16 protein-coding genes are annotated in these 17748 nt (G+C 49.3%); 8 read left to right on the forward strand and 8 right to left on the reverse strand.

Annotated features, from left to right (window positions below; all coding sequences use genetic code 11):
* The first annotated feature begins 128 nt into the window (after positions 1-128).
* From H9625_RS01095 to H9625_RS01105, 3 genes are all read left to right on the forward strand, one after another.
* Positions 129-1037, forward strand: coding sequence for an AEC family transporter (locus tag H9625_RS01095; RefSeq protein ID WP_191762763.1), 909 nt, complete (start codon positions 129-131; stop codon positions 1035-1037).
* A 162-nt stretch (positions 1038-1199) separates the two neighbouring features.
* Positions 1200-1700: a hypothetical protein gene (locus tag H9625_RS01100; protein WP_191762764.1), complete on the forward strand. Its 501-nt coding sequence runs from the start codon at positions 1200-1202 to the stop codon at positions 1698-1700.
* A 319-nt stretch (positions 1701-2019) separates the two neighbouring features.
* On the forward strand, positions 2020-2862 hold the full coding sequence (locus tag H9625_RS01105; protein ID WP_191762765.1) for a hypothetical protein: 843 nt from the start codon (positions 2020-2022) through the stop codon (positions 2860-2862).
* Positions 2863-3322: 460 nt separating this feature from the next.
* Here the strand turns inward: H9625_RS01105 and H9625_RS01110 are convergent, their stop codons facing one another.
* Positions 3323-3991 carry a bifunctional 4-hydroxy-2-oxoglutarate aldolase/2-dehydro-3-deoxy-phosphogluconate aldolase gene (locus H9625_RS01110; RefSeq protein WP_191762766.1) on the reverse strand — a complete coding sequence of 223 codons (669 nt, stop codon included), beginning with the start codon at positions 3989-3991 and terminating at the stop codon, positions 3323-3325.
* A 101-nt stretch (positions 3992-4092) separates the two neighbouring features.
* Complete coding sequence (locus tag H9625_RS01115) at positions 4093-5115, reverse strand: sugar kinase (protein ID WP_191762767.1); 1023 nt, start codon at positions 5113-5115, stop codon at positions 4093-4095.
* A 208-nt stretch (positions 5116-5323) separates the two neighbouring features.
* On the opposite strand from H9625_RS01115, the gene H9625_RS01120 reads away from it, so the two are divergent.
* From H9625_RS01120 to H9625_RS01130, 3 genes are all read left to right on the forward strand, one after another.
* Positions 5324-6406 (forward strand): LacI family DNA-binding transcriptional regulator, encoded by a 1083-nt coding sequence (locus tag H9625_RS01120; RefSeq protein WP_087211761.1) that lies wholly within the window; start codon positions 5324-5326, stop codon positions 6404-6406.
* Positions 6407-6512: 106 nt separating this feature from the next.
* Positions 6513-8003 carry a UxaA family hydrolase gene (locus H9625_RS01125; protein ID WP_191762768.1) on the forward strand — a complete coding sequence of 497 codons (1491 nt, stop codon included), beginning with the start codon at positions 6513-6515 and terminating at the stop codon, positions 8001-8003.
* A 282-nt stretch (positions 8004-8285) separates the two neighbouring features.
* The gene (locus tag H9625_RS01130; RefSeq protein ID WP_087406219.1) at positions 8286-9590 is read left to right on the forward strand and encodes a Na+/H+ antiporter NhaC family protein; all 1305 of its coding nucleotides are present in this window, start codon (positions 8286-8288) and stop codon (positions 9588-9590) included.
* A 38-nt stretch (positions 9591-9628) separates the two neighbouring features.
* Here the strand turns inward: H9625_RS01130 and H9625_RS01135 are convergent, their stop codons facing one another.
* The 6 genes from H9625_RS01135 to H9625_RS01160 form a co-directional block, all read right to left on the reverse strand.
* On the reverse strand, positions 9629-9808 hold the full coding sequence (locus H9625_RS01135) for a hypothetical protein (RefSeq protein WP_191762769.1): 180 nt from the start codon (positions 9806-9808) through the stop codon (positions 9629-9631).
* A gap of 112 nt (positions 9809-9920) precedes the next feature.
* Positions 9921-10523 (reverse strand): tetratricopeptide repeat protein, encoded by a 603-nt coding sequence (locus H9625_RS01140; protein WP_087247445.1) that lies wholly within the window; start codon positions 10521-10523, stop codon positions 9921-9923.
* Positions 10524-10607: 84 nt separating this feature from the next.
* Entirely contained in the window at positions 10608-12062 is a 1455-nt protein-coding gene (locus tag H9625_RS01145; RefSeq protein ID WP_191762770.1) for a sodium:solute symporter, read from the reverse strand.
* 2 nt (positions 12063-12064) lie between these two features.
* A complete protein-coding gene (locus H9625_RS01150; protein ID WP_191762771.1) occupies positions 12065-12406 on the reverse strand; it encodes a type II toxin-antitoxin system RelE/ParE family toxin in 342 nt (113 codons plus the stop codon).
* Positions 12396-12638, reverse strand: coding sequence for a hypothetical protein (locus H9625_RS01155; protein WP_022038978.1), 243 nt, complete (start codon positions 12636-12638; stop codon positions 12396-12398). Before H9625_RS01155 ends, H9625_RS01150 begins: the two co-directional genes overlap by 11 nt.
* 85 nt (positions 12639-12723) lie before the next feature.
* On the reverse strand, positions 12724-14805 hold the full coding sequence (locus H9625_RS01160; RefSeq protein WP_191762772.1) for a TonB-dependent receptor: 2082 nt from the start codon (positions 14803-14805) through the stop codon (positions 12724-12726).
* A 558-nt stretch (positions 14806-15363) separates the two neighbouring features.
* Here H9625_RS01160 and H9625_RS01165 point away from each other — a divergent pair.
* Entirely contained in the window at positions 15364-16866 is a 1503-nt protein-coding gene (locus H9625_RS01165) for a sensor histidine kinase (protein ID WP_191762773.1), read from the forward strand.
* 2 nt (positions 16867-16868) lie between these two features.
* The gene (locus H9625_RS01170; protein ID WP_191762774.1) at positions 16869-17579 is read left to right on the forward strand and encodes a response regulator transcription factor; all 711 of its coding nucleotides are present in this window, start codon (positions 16869-16871) and stop codon (positions 17577-17579) included.
* Positions 17580-17748: the final 169 nt, after the last annotated feature.

The raw sequence follows: 17748 nt of genomic DNA on the forward strand, positions 1-17748 counted from the left end.
GATTCTAAGCCGTTCCATCATACATTAGTTCATACCCTGCCCAACAAACTTATCGGAGAAAATAAAGTGAAGAGCTTCACACTATCAAAACTCTTTTCTATCTTTGCAACGACAATAAACAAAGACTTATGAACGCTATTGTGACGCAGATGATTATTTTGTTCATCATCGTAATCATCGGCTACTTCCTGAGCAAAAAGAAAATGATGGACGCGGATTTCGACCGCAAGCTATCTGTTCTGGTGATTAACGTAACCTGCCCCAGCCTGATTCTGTCTTCCGTAATGGGCGACACGCTTCCCGACAAAGGCTTTATCCTGCCCTTGCTCGTCGTGGGATTCGCTACCTATATCGTTCTTATCGGCGGAGCTTTCCTGCTTCCACGGATCCTGCCCGTAAAGGCTGCCGACCGGGGTATCTATAGTTTTATGCTGGCTTTCGGCAATGTAGGCTTTATCGGCTATCCCATTGTGGCTTCCATTTTCGGAGCAAACGCGGTGTTTTATGCCTGCATCCTCAATTTCCCCAGTACCTTGCTGATATTCGTGTTCGGCACCCTCTTCGTTTCGGGAGGAGAAGGCAAGGTACGCTTCGATTGGCGCACGCTCTATTGTCCGGCGATGATTGCGTCTTACCTTTCCATTCTGATTGTAGTGACCGGCTGGATACCTCCCAAAGTGCTCAGCACGCCTTTCGTCCTCTTGGGAAACATCACCGTGCCCGCCGCCCTGCTCATCGTAGGCTCTTCCATTGCCCAGGTCCCTATCTGGCGCATGTTCAGCAATACGGCTATCTACCTCATGTCTGCCCTCCGCCTGATGCTGGTTCCCCTCCTGATATTATACCTCTCGCGCCTGTGCCGGGTAGAGGAAACCATCGCCAACATCAACGTGGTATTGGCAGCAATGCCCGTAGCTTCCTACGGCACTCTGTTCTGCATCCAGTATGGGAAAGGGGAAGTCATCATGGCGGAAGGCACGTTTATCACCACCCTGCTTTCGGTGATTAGCATTCCTTTGCTAACGATGTTTTTATAAAATGAATATCCACAAACATCCCATGTAGGGGCGTATCGCATACGCCCGAATGCATCTACTTATCCACGTGGATGTCTTCGGGGCGTATGCGATACGCCCCTACAAGCAAATTGGGTAAAATGCGGATATTCATTAACTATTTTTATTAACCCATTTTTTGTCTTGATTATTGCAACCATTTTAGGTGGATGCAATAACCATCCGGCAAGCCCTACTTTATTAAATAAGGTAGAAAACCTGATGCCAGCACAACCGGACAGTGCCTACGCTTTATTGGCTTCCATCGATACGGATACACTAAATGCCGGAAGCTTTGCGCGCTGGTGCATGCTGAAAGCAGAGCTTTCGCACCGCACCTCTCATGTTTCCGTTCCTTCTATCGAAGACATGGAAAGGACACTCAATTGGTACAAGAAACAAGGCACGGAAGAAGAATGCCTGAAAGCCGGATTCTATTTAGGCATGGCACATGCCCATGAAGGTGAAAGCGATAAAGCTATGAATATACGCACGCATATATACTATCGCAGAGAAAAGGCACGATTTCCAGCTAATGGGATATACCTGTTCATATATGGCAGACCTGTATGCAAGACAAGACTACCCATCTCTATCACTAAGAAAGACAAAAGAAGCAGCCGTTTGGTTTCAAAAAGCCAATAACAAAAGAAGTTATGTCTGTGCACTAAGGGATATTTGCCGAAGGTATGCTTACATGGATTCTTTATCGTTAGCATTAACCTATCTACAAAGGGCTGACTCCCTCTGCCAAACATTTAACGACATAAATGTTTACCATTCCATTCTAAATGCGTATGGCAATATCTACCAAATGCAAGGTGAATACGAATTAGCTGAAAAGTATTTTTATCAAACTCTAAATAATAGCGCAAATCCTATTCCTGATTACTTTGCTTTATCTCATTTGTACATAGAAACCAACCAGCTACAGAAAGCCAAAGAAATGCTGCAAAAAATCCCTATGAAAGAAAGCATAAACCGCTATGCCGTATATTCTGATTTATACGAAATAGCCAAGTTGGAAGGAAAATTTGAGCAAGCCCTCAACTACTTGGAACAATACACAGAAATCAATGATTCCTTATCTATTGCTTCCAACGAATCGAAAATACTCGAAATAGAAAACCGCTACAAGCACCAAAAACTGAAAACCGAGAATGCCGAGCTTCGGCTCAGGCAAACAGGCTATCTGCTGGCTTGCGCCGTATGCCTGATAGTAGTCTTAATCGTGCTTTGGATTTACTTCGGCTACCGCAAGCGGACGGAAAAGAAACTCCTGCTGCAACAAGCCGACCTGCGCGATACACGCAACCGCCTGCTGGAACTGTCCATCGAGATGGAGCGGAAAAACGCCCTGCTGAAACATTCGGAAGAAGAGGAAAAGGCACTGGAGCGGATGCGCGAAGAAATGGAAACACTGACCGCCCGCTACCGCACCCTGCGGGAAAACATGCTGGAAAGCTCGCCTGTATATAAGAAACTGCACCAGCTGGCAAAGCAGAAGAAGCCGCAAAACACCCGGACGCTCATCGGCGAAGAGCTATGGGAACAAATCAAACAACAAGCGCAAAAGGTATATCCCGGCCTGCGCCGTTACGTCATCAACCGCTGTCCCGACCTGAACGAATCGGAGTGGGCATACTGCTGCCTCTACCTGTTCGGATTCGACACCAACGACGAGGCTTCGCTGCTGGGCATCAACCCGACATCAGTCCGCACCAAAACCTTGCGCTTACGCATGCGGCTGAACATCGACCTGCCCGCACAAATGTCACTTTATGAATATATTACCATGCAGATATAAGCTGCTTCTGCACATTTTTTTACCGCACTGGGTATAACGCAAATAGCCAATGTAGGGGCGTATCGCATACGCCCGGATGCACCAACTTACCCACGTGGACGCTTTCGGGCGTATGCGATACGCCCCTACAAGCAATTTGGCAAAATGAGGACATTCATTTAACAATTTATTTTCGAAAGGAAGACAATCGGTTTTCAGATGTCTCCTTTTTACGTTCTCCAATTGGAAACCGTACGTTTTTGATATCAAAACCGTATGTTCTCCAATTGAAAACCGTACGGTTTCCAATTGGAGAACGTAAAAGGGAGATGCCCGAAACAACAATAGGAGGCTTCCGCAAAGGCAATGGCATCCTTCCGAATATGCTTTGCACAAAAAGAAAGCGTCGCAAAACATGCTTCCGCATGCCTGCGACGCCTCTCGCTTTATACACCTTTAAACAAAATGAACTTTAGTTCCTTTATTTGCGCGCTTCGGCAATATAGCCTAACGCTTCCTTACACTTATCGGTAATGTAAGCCCAGTCTTCTGCCGCTACCTTATCCTTCGGGAAGAGCTTCGAGCCCATACCTACGCAGAACACACCAGCCTTGATCCATGAAGTCAGGTTTTCCTGGGTAGGCTCTACACCGCCGGTCACCATCAGTTTCGACCACGGCATCGGAGCCAACATGCCTTTTACCAACTTCGGACCCAATACATCGCCGGGGAATACCTTGCACAGGTCGCAGCCTACTTCTTGTGCAAAACCTACTTCGGACACGCTTCCGCATCCCGGAGTGTAAGCTACCAAACGGCGGTTGCATACCTTAGCGATTTCGGGATTGAACAACGGGCCTACCACAAAGTTGGCTCCCAACTGGATATAAAGCGCAGCCGTAGCAGGGTCTACTACAGAGCCTACGCCCATCGCCATTTCAGGACATTCCTTAGCGGCGAACTTCACTACTTCGGCAAATACCTCGTGAGCGAAGTCACCACGGTTTGTAAACTCGAAAGCACGCACGCCGCCATCATAGCAAGCCTTAACCACTTTCTTTGCCACTTCTGCGTCTTTATGGTAGAACACAGGCACCATGCCGGTTGAACCGATTTTGTTCAACACAGCTATCTTATCAAATTTTGCCACAATTTAAAGTTTTAAGTTTATGAAATTTCTCACCACAGATTACACAGATTATTTTAAAATCAAATGAACCTATCTGTGTAATCTGTGGTGAATAAAAAGATTTAGCGTTGTACGCGACCGCTTGCATCACCGCCAGCCAGTGCTTCTACCTCTTCTACCGAAACAAGGTTGAAGTCACCGTTGATGGTATGTTTCAATGCAGAAGCAGCTACGGCAAATTCCAATGCCTCGCCTTGATTCGGCTTCGTCAGCAGACCGTGGATGATACCGCCTGAGAATGAGTCGCCGCCACCTACACGGTCGATAATGGGGTTGATGTCGTAACGCTTCGATGTATAGAACTCTTCACCGTTATAAATCATTGCTTTCCAGCCATTGTGAGTAGCCGAGAACGATTCACGCAAGGTAGAGATAACATACTTGAATCCGAATTCTTTCGCCATGACAGTGAAAATGCCTTTGTAGCCTTCCGCATCGGTCTTTCCGCCTTCTACATCAGCATCGGGCTTGAATCCCAGGCAGAGTTCCGCATCTTCTTCGTTTCCGATGCAAACATCCACGTATTGCATCAACGGGCGCATGATAGACTGGGCTTTTTCCTTGGTCCACAATTTCTTACGGAAGTTCAAGTCTACAGATACCGTTACTCCGTGACGCTTGGCAGCCTCGCAAGCCAATTTGGTCAGTTCTGCAGCTTTATCGGAAATAGCCGGCGTGATACCCGACCAATGGAACCAGTCAGCACCTTCCATGATAGCATCAAAGTCGAAGTCAGAAGGATCAGCTTCAGCGATAGCTGAGTGTGCACGGTCGTAAATCACTTTACTCGGGCGCATAGAAGCACCTGTTTCAAGATAATAAATACCCAGACGGTCACCGCCACGGGCAATATAATCGGTCTTGACACCATATTTGCGCAAAGCGTTGAGGGCACATTGTCCGATTTCATGCTTCGGCAATTTGGTTACAAAATAAGCATCATGTCCATAATTGGCACAGCTGACAGCTACATTCGCTTCGCCGCCACCATACACTACATCGAAACTATCCGACTGTACGAACCGCGTATTGCCCGGCGTAGACAGCCGCAACATAATCTCGCCTAAAGTAACAATTTTTCCCATTGCTAATAATTTTTATATCGTTTATACTTCTTGTTTGATTAAATTCCATACTTTCCACATAAAGGAAAACATTTATCCGCTCTGTGTACGCACACAAAGGTACGATTTATTTTTTAAATACCAAAAAAAGTAATATATTTGTATCGATATTTTTTCAACACACACATTAAACCATCTTTTAAAACACATTTTATTAAGGTATAGAGACATGGACAAACAAGCAGAACGAATCCGAATCAAAGACATAGCCCATCTGGCAGGGGTATCAGTAGGCACGGTCGACCGTGTGCTTCACGGACGCAGCGGAGTATCTGAAGCCAGCCGGAAAAAAGTAGAAAATATCCTGAAACAACTAGACTACCAGCCGAATATGTATGCCAGCGCACTGGCATCGAACAAGAAATACGTCTTTGCCTGCCTGCTGCCCCAACATACAGCAGGAGAATACTGGACGTATGTAGAAAACGGGATGAAACGTGCTATCAAGGCATTCTCGGATTTCAATATATCACTGGTAAGCGGATACTACGACCAATACATGCCAGGCGACTTCAGGCGGGCAGGAGAAAAACTGCTGGAAGAGGCTCCCGACGGACTGGTCATCTCTCCTACCATCGAATCGGAAACTACCGGATTTGCCGGCGAGCTGCAGGCACGTTCTATACCTTATATATTTATAGACTCGAACATCCCAAGCCTCAAACCGCTTGCCTTTTACGGGCAACATGCCAAACAAAGCGGATACTTTGCCGCACGCATCATGAAAATGCTGATGCAAGACCAAACCGAACTGGTAATATTCCGCCAGATAAACGAAGGCAGGCTGGGTTCGAACCAGCAGCTGCATCGCGAAGAAGGATTTTACAGCTATATGAAAGAACATCATCCCAACCTGACAATGCTGGAACTGAACCTGTATGCCAAACGACCGGGCGAGGATGAAACGTTGCTGAATGACTTCTTCCGGGAACATCCGGAACTGTCCTATGGCATTACATTCAACTCGAAAGCATATATCATTGGCGAATACATGGAAAAGCAGCACCGGAAAAACTTTCACCTGATGGGATATGACCTGTTGGAGCGTAATGTCAACTGCCTGAGAAAAGGCAGTATCGACTTTATTATCGCCCAGCAACCCTCACTTCAAGGCTATAACAGCATTGCAAGCCTGTGCGACCATTTAATCCTGAAGAAAACTATCAAAGAATGCAACTATATGCCCATCAATTTCCTTTCGATAGAAAACATCGACTTCTATCTGGACATGCACCGGAACAATCATAACTAACCTTTAGTTCTTGAGTCTGTGACTTCTTACGTTCTTCATAACAGAAACCCACAAACTCAAAAACTTAAAAACTTAAAAACTCAAAAACTCAAAAACCCAATTATTTATGGAAACAACTTATTTGAAAATCAACCCTGCCGACAATGTAGCCGTTGCAATCACCCCGTTGAAATCAGGCGAAACCATTACCGTAGACGGTCAGGACATCGTGCTGAAAACAGACATTCCCGCCGGACACAAGGTGACACTGACGGACTTTAATGAAGGCGACAACATCATCAAATACGGATATCCCATCGGACACGCCACAAAGCACGTACCGCAAGGAAGCTGGATTTCGGAAAAGGAAATCAAGACCAACCTTGCCGGATTGCTGGAATACACGTACCAGCCGGCCGAAGTAGCGCTAGACATCCCCTACGAAAACCGTACATTCAAAGGTTACCGGCGTAAAAACGGTGACGTGGGCATCCGTAACGAGATATGGATTATTCCGACCGTGGGCTGCGTGAACGGTATCGTAAACCAACTTGCCGAAACCTTGCGCCGGGAAACAAACGAGGAAGGCATTGATGCCATCGTAGCTTTCCCCCACAACTATGGCTGCTCGCAACTGGGAGATGACCACGAAAACACCAAGAAAATCTTGCGCGACATGGTGCTTCACCCCAATGCCGGAGCCGTACTGGTAGTAGGACTGGGATGTGAAAACAACCAGCCGGACATCTTCCGTGAATTTATCGGTACGTATAATGAAGAGCGCATCAAATTTATGGTAGCACAGAAAGTGGACGACGAACTGGAAGAAGGCATGAAGATTCTGCGGGACCTGTATGCCAAATGCAAGCAGGATGTCCGCACCGATGTCCCACTCTCGGAACTGCGCGTAGGACTAAAATGTGGAGGCTCGGACGGATTCTCGGGCATTACAGCCAATCCGCTGCTGGGCATGTTCTCTGACTACCTCATCGCACAAGGCGGCACTTCTGTCCTGACCGAAGTACCGGAAATGTTCGGCGCCGAAACCATCCTGATGAACCGCTGTAAAACTCCGGAACTGTTCGAACAGACCGTACACCTGATAAATGACTTCAAAGAATACTTTTTGTCACACGGCGAACCTGTAGGCGAAAATCCATCTCCAGGAAACAAGGCTGGAGGCATTTCCACTCTGGAAGAAAAAGCTTTGGGATGCACACAAAAGTGCGGAAAGAGTTATGTGTCGGGGGTATTGCCTTACGGCGAACGCTTGCAGACGAAAGGCTTAAGCTTACTGTCGGCACCAGGCAACGACTTAGTAGCAGCTACAGCTCTGGCTTCATGCGGCTGCCACCTCGTACTCTTTACTACTGGACGCGGTACACCTTTCGGCACTTACGTCCCCACAATGAAAATATCCACCAATTCCCGCCTTGCTGCCCACAAGCCCGGATGGATTGACTTTAATGCTGGAGTAATCGTAGAAAACGAACCGATGGAAGTAACTTGCCGCCGTTTTACCGACTATGTCATCCAAGTGGCAAGCGGAGAATGGGTAAACAATGAAAAGAAAAACTACCGCGAAATAGCCATCTTCAAGACTGGAGTTACGCTATAAGGAATGAAAAATAAAGCAATGAAACAAATAACGGAGGGTGCAGAAGCATTGCTCCGTTATTTGTTTTGAATATCCGCAAACATCCCAATGGATGAAAAGGAGTCATGCCCGCTTCGCTCACAGAAGTTAAATGCCAATAGCCCTGCTATGGTTTCCATTAGTAAAAGTATTGGCTTCTAACTCCCTTTAACTCCCTGAAATAACTCCTTATTGGTGAAATGCGGACATTCATATAAAAATATTATCTTTGCACCAGCTTTCATTTTACAGATTTTTCGACTCATGGACTATAACAAACTGACTCCCATTGTAAACAAGCCGAACGGATGGGCACTGATGCCGCTCGTCGTTTTTCTGTGCCTGTACCTGATAACCTCCATCATCGTCAACGACTTTTACAAAGTTCCCATAACCGTGGCGTTCCTGGTAGCTTCGGTTTATGCCGTCGCCACAACCAAAGGGCTTTCGCTGAACGACCGCATCCTGCAATACTCTTCGGGAGCCGCCAATACCAACATCATGCTGATGATTTGGATATTTATCCTTGCCGGAGCCTTTGCCCAGTCGGCAAAAGCCATGGGAGCCATTGATGCTACCGTCAATCTTACCCTCTGGCTCCTTCCGGAAAACCTGTTGCTTGCCGGCGTATTTCTCGCCTCGTGCTTTATCTCGCTCTCCATCGGCACCTCGGTAGGCACCATTGTCGCCCTTGCTCCGGTAGCTGCAGGCATTGCCGCCAAGACCGACATCAGCATGGCGTTTATGACGGCAATCGTCGTTGGAGGGGCTTTCTTTGGTGACAATCTTTCTTTTATTTCCGATACCACCATTGCCGCGACACGCACCCAAGGCTGCGTGATGCGCGACAAGTTCCGTGTCAATTTTCTGATTGCTCTCCCGGCAGCCCTGCTGGTATTGATATACTACATTGTATACGGAATGCAAACCGAAGCCCATCCCGACATCTCTCCCATCGAATGGGTGAAAATCATCCCCTACCTTATCGTGCTGGGGACTTCCATCGCCGGAATGAATGTCACACTGGTATTGCTCTTAGGCTTGCTGTCGACCGGCATCATCGGATGGGGATACGGCACATTCGACCTTTTCGGATGGTTTGGCGCAATGGGAGAAGGTGTACTGGGAATGGGGGAACTGATTATCATCACGCTGATGGCAGGCGGTATGCTGGAACTCATCCGGTTCAATGGAGGCATCGACTATATCCTGCACCGGCTGACCGAACGCATCAACAACAACCGGGGAGCCGAATTCAGCATTGCCGCCCTCGTCAGCCTTGCCAATTTCTGTACCGCCAACAATACGATTGCCATCATCACAGTGGGTCCACTCGCCAGCCGCATAGCGGAAGAATACCGGGTAGACAAGCGGAAAAGTGCCAGCATACTCGACACATTCTCGTGCGTAATACAGGGCATTATCCCCTATGGGGCACAGATGCTGATTGCAGCCGGACTGACCCAATTGTCTCCACTCGACATTATTCCCTACCTTTATTATCCGATGGCATTAGGAATATTCGCCATCCTAAGCATCGCATTCCGTTTCCCACGACGGTACTCCTGATGGAATATTATAAAAAGCACCACAGATTACACGGATATTCAATTTTTCGATTTACGAAGTACGATTTTAGAAGCTGTTTTGAATTTCTCCAAAAAGTTTTTCTTGGCTTGATGTATCCGTTTTCGTGTGTGCTTTGGGCGATTTTTTGGTCCTTTCCGCTCCTGTTCTTCGTCAGATAGCCCGCTATCTTCCTCATCACAAAAGCGAAAATGCCTCAAAAACTCATCCCAAATCAGCGCACGATAAATTCAAAACAGCTTCTTAATATCAAAAATAGTAAATTATCAAATCGTAAATTGATTAATCTGTGTAATCTGTGGTGAAAAAGCGTCAACGCGCTGCCGTGGCATTGCTGAATGCACTGGTCACCTCATCGAAGAAAACCGGGTCGGGATTTGCCTGAAGCAACTGCATCATCAAATCATATACATCGGCATGGCTGTCCAATTTCATCGCCATCTGCAAATCGGCCAATGACTCTTCATACTTGCCGTTGTTCATATAAACTTCTGCACGTGCCTTATAGTTTTCCACATCCGAAGGAGTCAGGCGGATAGCCTCATCCAAATCGTCTTCCGCTTCGGCGTATGCCTTGGCATTCATCAGCAGCATGCCTCGCGTATAATACGCAAACGCACGATACTCGGTATCCGCTTCGGGTATAAAGCGTAAGCTTTCGTTTACTGCATGGAAAGCCAACTTAGCATCTCCGCAAAAATTACAGACCAAAGCCATATAGCAATGGGCATAGCCATTCTCCGGATTGGCGTTCAGTTCGTTAGTCAGATAAGTATAAGCCTGTTCGATATTACCTTCGTTCAAAGCCTCTACCCCTTTTTGATAATCGGCCGTAACCGGACGCTCGAAACCTTTTGCAAAAAGGGAATTTACCGCCAGCAGCCCGCAAATCAATGTTATAATCAGTGTCTTCATGATACCATTAGGTTGTTTTTGATTGTTGGCTGCGAAATTACAAGCTTTTCTCCGAACAACAAATACCTTTTTTTATGTTCTGCATCAGCTTTTTAACACTTTCCTGCTCAATGACCACAAACCTAAGAAGGTCAGCAGCCCGTTGAACATCAACATTTCATAACCGAAAGCATATCCTGCCAGGTAAAAACACAGGCGGTCGGTGGCATAACACACCAGCGGAGAGAGCAACGCCACATAAGGAACAAACCGGTCGCGAGGCAACCTGCGGGTAAACATTCCGAAAGCAAACATGCCCAACAGCGGCCCGTACGTATAGGCTGCCAGTACATAAATCGTATCGATAATACTCTGACTGCCTACCGCCTTGAACACCAACATACAGCCGATAAAAACAACAGAAATACCTATATGTACACACCGGCGGATGCGTTGTGCCTTACCCTCCGAAAACTGTCCTACCTCCAGAATGTCAATACAGAAACTGGTGGTCAATGCCGCCAATGCCGAATCGGCACTGGAAAAAGCCGCAGCGATTATGCCGATGGTAAAGAGCACCAGCACCACCGGACCTAAATATCCCTCGGCGGCAAACATCGGAAGAATATCATCCCCCTTGGCTGGCAAGTCTACCCCCAACCGGGAAGAAGCCAGCAACAACAATATCCCCAACACCAGAAACAGGAAATTGACCGGCAAAAACGAGAAACCGTAACAATACATATTCTTCTGCGCCTCCTTCAGGTTACGGCACGAAAGGTTCTTCTGCATCATATCCTGATCCAGCCCTGTCATAACGATGGTAATGAAAATGCCGCTGAAGAACTGCTTGAAAAAGTTTTGCTTCGAATGCCAGTCGTCGAGCACAAAGATACGGCTGTGCGCATTATCCGCCACAGCACCGGCAACCGATGGCCAGTCGCCACCGAGCATCGCCACTACCTTGTATATAATAAGGACTAAAGCCGCCAGCAGGCAGAAGGTCTGCAGGCTATCGGTCCAGACAATGGTACGTATTCCGCTCTTATGCGTGTATAGCCAGATGAGGACTACCGTACCGATGGCAGTCAGCAAAAAAGGGACACCGTATGCGTCGAACACATAATGCTGCAAAATCAGACAGACCAAGTACAGACGCGCGGACGCTCCCAGCAATTTAGAGACCAGAAAAAAAGAAGCGCCCGTCTTATAAGAACAGACACCGAAACGTTCTTTCAAATAAGTATAAATGGAAATCAGGTTCAGCCGGTAATAAAGCGGAAGCAGCACATGGGCTATCAGCAGATAACCGACAAAAAAGCCCAGACAGGTCTGCATATACGTCATATCAATGCTCCGCACCATGCCGGGCACCGAAACAAACGTCACGCCCGAAAGCGAAGCCCCTATCATACCGAACGACACAATGTACCACGGCGACTGGCGGTTGCCCCGGAAAAAAGCATCGTTGTCGCTGCTGCGAACCGACGTGATATGCGCCACCAGCAAAAGGATGCCGAAATAAACCGCTATGGTAACAAGGATGAATATGCCGTTCATTGTCATTTCAATCCATTCAACCGAAGCAGCTCTTCGATTTCTTTCTTGCTGATAGAAGAACGCTCCGCCTTATCGTAAATGTAAAGCAAGTTGATTTCGCTCTCTTCCACCGCTACCACTACCGTAAAGGTAATAACCCGCGCGCCGCCGCTCTTGCCTTTCCCTTTCGAGGTGATAGCCATGCGAATCTTGCGCAATCCGCCGCCCAAGTCGGTACCGAGGTGCGGATTGGCTGAAATCTCAAGAAGCAGTTTCGCATAATCGTCAGCAATGGACGCATAACGTTTACCTAATCTTTTAATTTCCTTATCAAAAGATTTTGCCGTTTTTATCTTATAGTCCATTCCGAAGCTCCTCTAATAATTCTTCGGCAGGCCGTGTTCGTCCAGCCTTCATATCTTTCAGCCCCGCGTCAATCCCCGCGAGGATTTCTTCCTTGCTGATATACTCGGTTTCCTCTTCCTCCTTGCGGGTGCCTTCCAGCAATTTGTCGGCAAGCCATATACGGTTCCGCTCGCTAAGCGAAAGCGACTGGATATATTGCCAAAGACTTTCCATCGATGCTGATACTCTCATAGCGTATTCCTCCTTATATGATTAAGTGACAAGGCAAAGATAGCAAAATATCTTCAAACTCCGCTACAAACGCACGAAAAAGACACTATTTGAAACGGGACGTATCCACCGCTTCCCGACGCTTCTCCTGATAGCCGCCGAACTTCCACGTAAACGACAAGCCTACGGAACGGTAGCACGAATAATCGTTCGTCACCCACTGGCGGGCGATGCGGATATACGGGTCGATGCCCGCGGTCTCGAAAATATCCTTGCACCAAACCGAGAGGATGCAGTTCTTGCCGGCGAAAGCGTAACGCAACGCTACGTCCACATTCCCGCTGGCAGGCAAATCGTACGTGCCTTGATGAGCTTTGCTGCGCACGAAACCATTCAGTGTCAGACGCAAGTCCGGACGAGTGGAAAGCGTAACTGTATTGTTCCACACCGCCATGCCGTAAGCGATGCGCCGGTCGAAAGGCATATCATAGAAGTCGGCGTCTTTCTCGCGCGTCCATACGCCTATCAGCGTCAGGCGCGAGTCGAGCCATTTCTTTATCTTGAACGGAAGGGAAGCCTGAATGCCCGCCTGACGCTGGAAATCAAAATTCAGATAACGGTAAATCTCCACCAAGCGTTCGGGCGACTGGTAAAGCGTCTGCGTGGCATAATCTTCCGTATGACTGAACCAGGCAGAAAAGATATACTTCGATTTCAAGACATACACCAACCTCACATCGTAATCTTTCGAAGGCTTCAGCAACGGATTGCCCTGCACTTCCGAATAACCTCCGCCCAGATAAGACACCGCATCCTGCACCGCCCAGTAACCGGGATAACGCTTGTCGCTGCTGAAAGAAAGCTGCACGATATGGCTGGCGGAAGGTTTATACGTAGCCGTCAGATTCGGATACCAACTCCATTCGTCCCACACCGGAGTCCGGTAACGCTCGGCTGCAAGCGAAAAGTCCACCGACAAATCTTCGCCGAACGACTTGCTGAAGCCCGCATATACGTTCAGCGTCTGTTCCCTCCGGCGCGAATCCATGTCCGAAGGCAATCCTTCATTCCCCGAATAACGCTGGTACGAATTGTCCACACTCGTAGAATACACCACTCCATAGTTCAGTCCCCAGCCGTGCTTCAGCTGATGTTCTTGCGACACGTAGAACTTCCAGGCATTGATGCGCTGCGCGTCTTCGGTATAAAAGTCCATGTCCGTCTCCTCCATTTCGCTGGCGAGACGCTGGCTGCCTGGCGCATGATACCATGTAAACTCTACGCCTGCCTTCAGCCCGAACGGAACCTGATAATCCAACCGCCCATCGTGAAGCCATGATTCCTGATTGCCCAAGGTCGTTGCAGTCTGTGTGCCCGTAGTATATTGGTTATAATGGCTGGTATCGTAACTCCCATTATAGACAAAGCCCAGCGTATGATTTTCGGCAAACCGGTAATCGGCGCCGAGGCGGAACGTATGCGTATGGTTCCGTCCGTGCCCCCTCTCGTGGTTCCGGACAGAATAAGCCTCACCCTCCGCCTCCTGCCAGTGGCGCGCCTCTTTGTCGGTCGTGTTGTAACTCTCGCCGTGCGTATGCGAATAAAGGAAATCCGCCGAAAACTTCCCTCCATTATATAATAAGGAGGCACGCTCCTCGAACGAAGCTTCGTGCCGCTGGTCATACTTGGCGAACGCTTCGCCCTGCACCGAGCCGGGGTCGCCGATGCGGTGGCGCAGGCGGACGTTTATCAACGCACCCCTCACCTGATAGCGCGCCGGAGCATTGTACATCACTTCCACCCGCTCGATACGGCTGGCAGGCATTGACTTGAGCAACGAATAAAGTTGTCCGGCACTCATATTCGTCACTTTCCCGTCCAGCACGACGGTCACGCCCCGTGCGCCCAACGTCAGCCCGCCGTTCATCTCCACCACACCCGGAAGTTCCTTCAAGGCATCATATACATTGTCTATCGGTTTCTGTGCTATCATCCGCGGCAGGTCGTATTCCAACCTCCCCGGCAATGCCTTGACCACGGGGCGTTCGCCTTCCACCATCACTTCGGGCAAAGCCTGAAACAAGCTGTCCGTCTGCACGTCGCCCGTCAATAAACTATCTGCTGCTTCTTGTGCCGGAAGCCCAGCTCCGAAAGCTGCCAGCCCGATAATCAAAATCATTCGTTTCATCGTATTTCCGTTTTTGTTTGATACGGCAAAATTCGGCATTTCCCGCGGAATCCGCCTTATCTTCCGTCTTACCGAGTGTTACCGGAAGTGTTATTTAGTCTTACCGTTTTCCGCAAGATTGAGCGGAAAGACCTATCTTTGCCTTGCGAAAGCTTCCCCACGGTGTCGGCAAGGAATTGCAGACCTGCGAAAGCTTCCCCACGGTGTCGGCAAGGAATTGCAGGCCTGCGAAAGCTTCCCCACAGCGTCGGCAAGGAATCCCAAACCGGGAAAGCTTCCCCACGGCGTCGGCAAGGAATCCCAAGCTGGGAAAGCTTCCCCACGGCGTCGGCAAGGAATTGCAGACCTGCGAAAACTTCCTGCACGTTGCAGGAAGGAATCGCAGAGAAAGAACAATATGAATATCCGCAAACAGCCCATGTAGGGGCGTATCGCATACGCCCGAATACGCACACTTATCTACGTGGATGTTTTTCAGGGCGTATGCAATACGCCCCTACAGCTAATTGGGCAAAATGCGGATATTCAATAAAAACAAACCTAAAAAAAGACCAACGCATGAAACTGCCCCTGAAATACATCGCCCTGCTGGTCATCCTCTCGCTGGCGGGCGTATTCGCCTACCAAGCCTATTGGCTGACCAGCCTTTACCGCACCCAACGGAGCGAAATGGAAAAGGACATCCGCGAAGCCCTGCGCACGAGCGATTACAACGAAATGATTGTGCGCGTCAAGAACCTGCAGAACGATTCGCTGGCACAAGCCGAAGTGACCGTCTCGACCGGATACGACGACGAACGGGCGTTCACGAAGACCCATACTATCCGCAGCGTCAAGTACGGCGACAGCACCCGCATCTCCATTTGGGAACACAGTGTAAAAGACACCGTCCCCGCCCCGCAAGCTGCCCTGCAAGCCGACATCGCCTCTATCCTCTTCGAAAACAAAAACTCGGCTGACGAACTCGCCTCCAACTTCCAGCAAGGGCTGCACGCCGCCATGGACGTACTGAGCGATCCCGATTTCGCCGTCTTCGACAGCCTCTTAGAGACCGAACTTCGCCGCATCGGCATCCGCGCCCCTTACCGGCTGATGTACCTGCACCGGGGAAGCACCGTCGATTCGAGCTATACGTTCACCGACACGCTCAATGTCAAAAGCACCGGCGGTTACCTCCCTTCGCCGAAAGCCATTACCTACGATTACAGTTACGACCGGCACGGCAATTGGCTCTACCGGCTCACCTTAGAGCCTATCGAGAGCATCGTGCTCACCCAAATGGCAGGCATCCTCACCGCCTCGGCGCTGATACTGGTTATCTTGGGGCTTGCGTTCGGCTTCCTCATCCGCACCCTCCTGCGCCAAAAGACGCTGGAAGAAATGACAAGCGACTTCACCAACAACATCACCCACGAACTGAAGACCCCCATCGCCGTGGCATACGCCGCCAGCGATGCCCTGCTCAACTTCGACTCCGGAACAGACCCGGCGAAACGCGCACGCTACCTGCGCATCTGCCAGGAACAATTACGGAGACTGAGCGGGCTGGTGGAACAGATACTCGGCATGTCAATGGAACGGCGCAAGACTTTCCGCCTGCATCCGGAAACCTTCGCGCCCCAGGAAGTCATCGCACCGCTCATCGAACAGCATAAGCTGAAAGCGGACAAGCCCGCCGGCATTACCCTCCGCATCGAGCCGGAGAACCTCACCGTATACGCCGACCGCACGCATTTCAGCAACATCGTGAGCAACCTGCTGGACAACGCCGTGAAGTATTCGCCCGGCGAGGCACAGATTGACATAACCTGCCACGAAGACAACGGCTGGTTCATCCTCTCCGTCCGCGACCAAGGCATCGGCATCCCGCACGACAAGCAACGCCACGTGTTCGACAAATTCTACCGTGTGCCTACCGGAAACCTGCACGACGTAAAGGGCTATGGGCTGGGGCTGTATTACGTAAAGACCATGACCGAGAAACACGGCGGAACGGTGGAAGTGAAGAGCGAACCGGAACGAGGAAGCGAATTCACGATTAAATTAAGAATGAAGAATTAAGAATGAAGAATAGAGAAGCAATAATCGATGTACTGCTGGTGGAAGACGAGGAGACACTCGCCCTTATCATCAAGGACACGCTGGAAGGGCAAGGCTTCGCTATCCGTTTGGCGGAAAACGGGGAAGAAGGAATCGAAAAGTTCTTCGACCAAAAGCCGGACGTGGTAGTGGCAGACGTGATGATGCCCCGCATGGACGGATTCGAAATGGTGCGCCGCATCCGGCGCAAGGACAAGCAGACACCCGTGCTTTTCCTCACGGCCCACTCTGCCACGAACGATGTGGTGGAAGGCTTCGAATTAGGAGGGAACGATTACCTGAAAAAGCCGTTCGGGATGCAGGAACTCATCGTGCGCATCAAAGCGCTCTTAGGACGGGCTTCCAACTATTCAGCCCCAGAAAAGCAAACGTCCGTAACAGAATTCGAAATAGGCAGGTACCGCTTCAACGCCATCACCCAACGCCTCTCCTACCTCGGAAACGAGACCGAACTTTCTTACCGCGAAAGCGAAATCTTGCGCCGCCTCTGTGAAAACCGGAACGAAGTGACCCTGATGCAAGACATTCTGATTGAGTTATGGGGCAACGATACGTTCTTCAACCAGCGCAGCCTGCACGTATTCATCACCAAACTCCGCCACAAGCTCTCGCGCGACGAGCGCATCCGCATCGTAAATGTCCGAGGCATCGGGTACAAACTCATCATCAACTGAAAAAGCCCACAATCACACAGACAACCAATCGCCACCCGCGAAACTTCCAGCCGCTTCAGGAGTTTCAACAGGCTGAAACTGCAGTTTTCACCGGTTAAAACCATCGTTTCAGCCTGACAAAAGCCGCAAGGCAACAGGCTGCGTTTGAAAGTTTTCCTTGCCGCATCGC

Origin of the sequence: Phocaeicola intestinalis (assembly GCF_014837065.1) — a bacterium.
GTDB lineage: Bacteria > Bacteroidota > Bacteroidia > Bacteroidales > Bacteroidaceae > Phocaeicola > Phocaeicola intestinalis.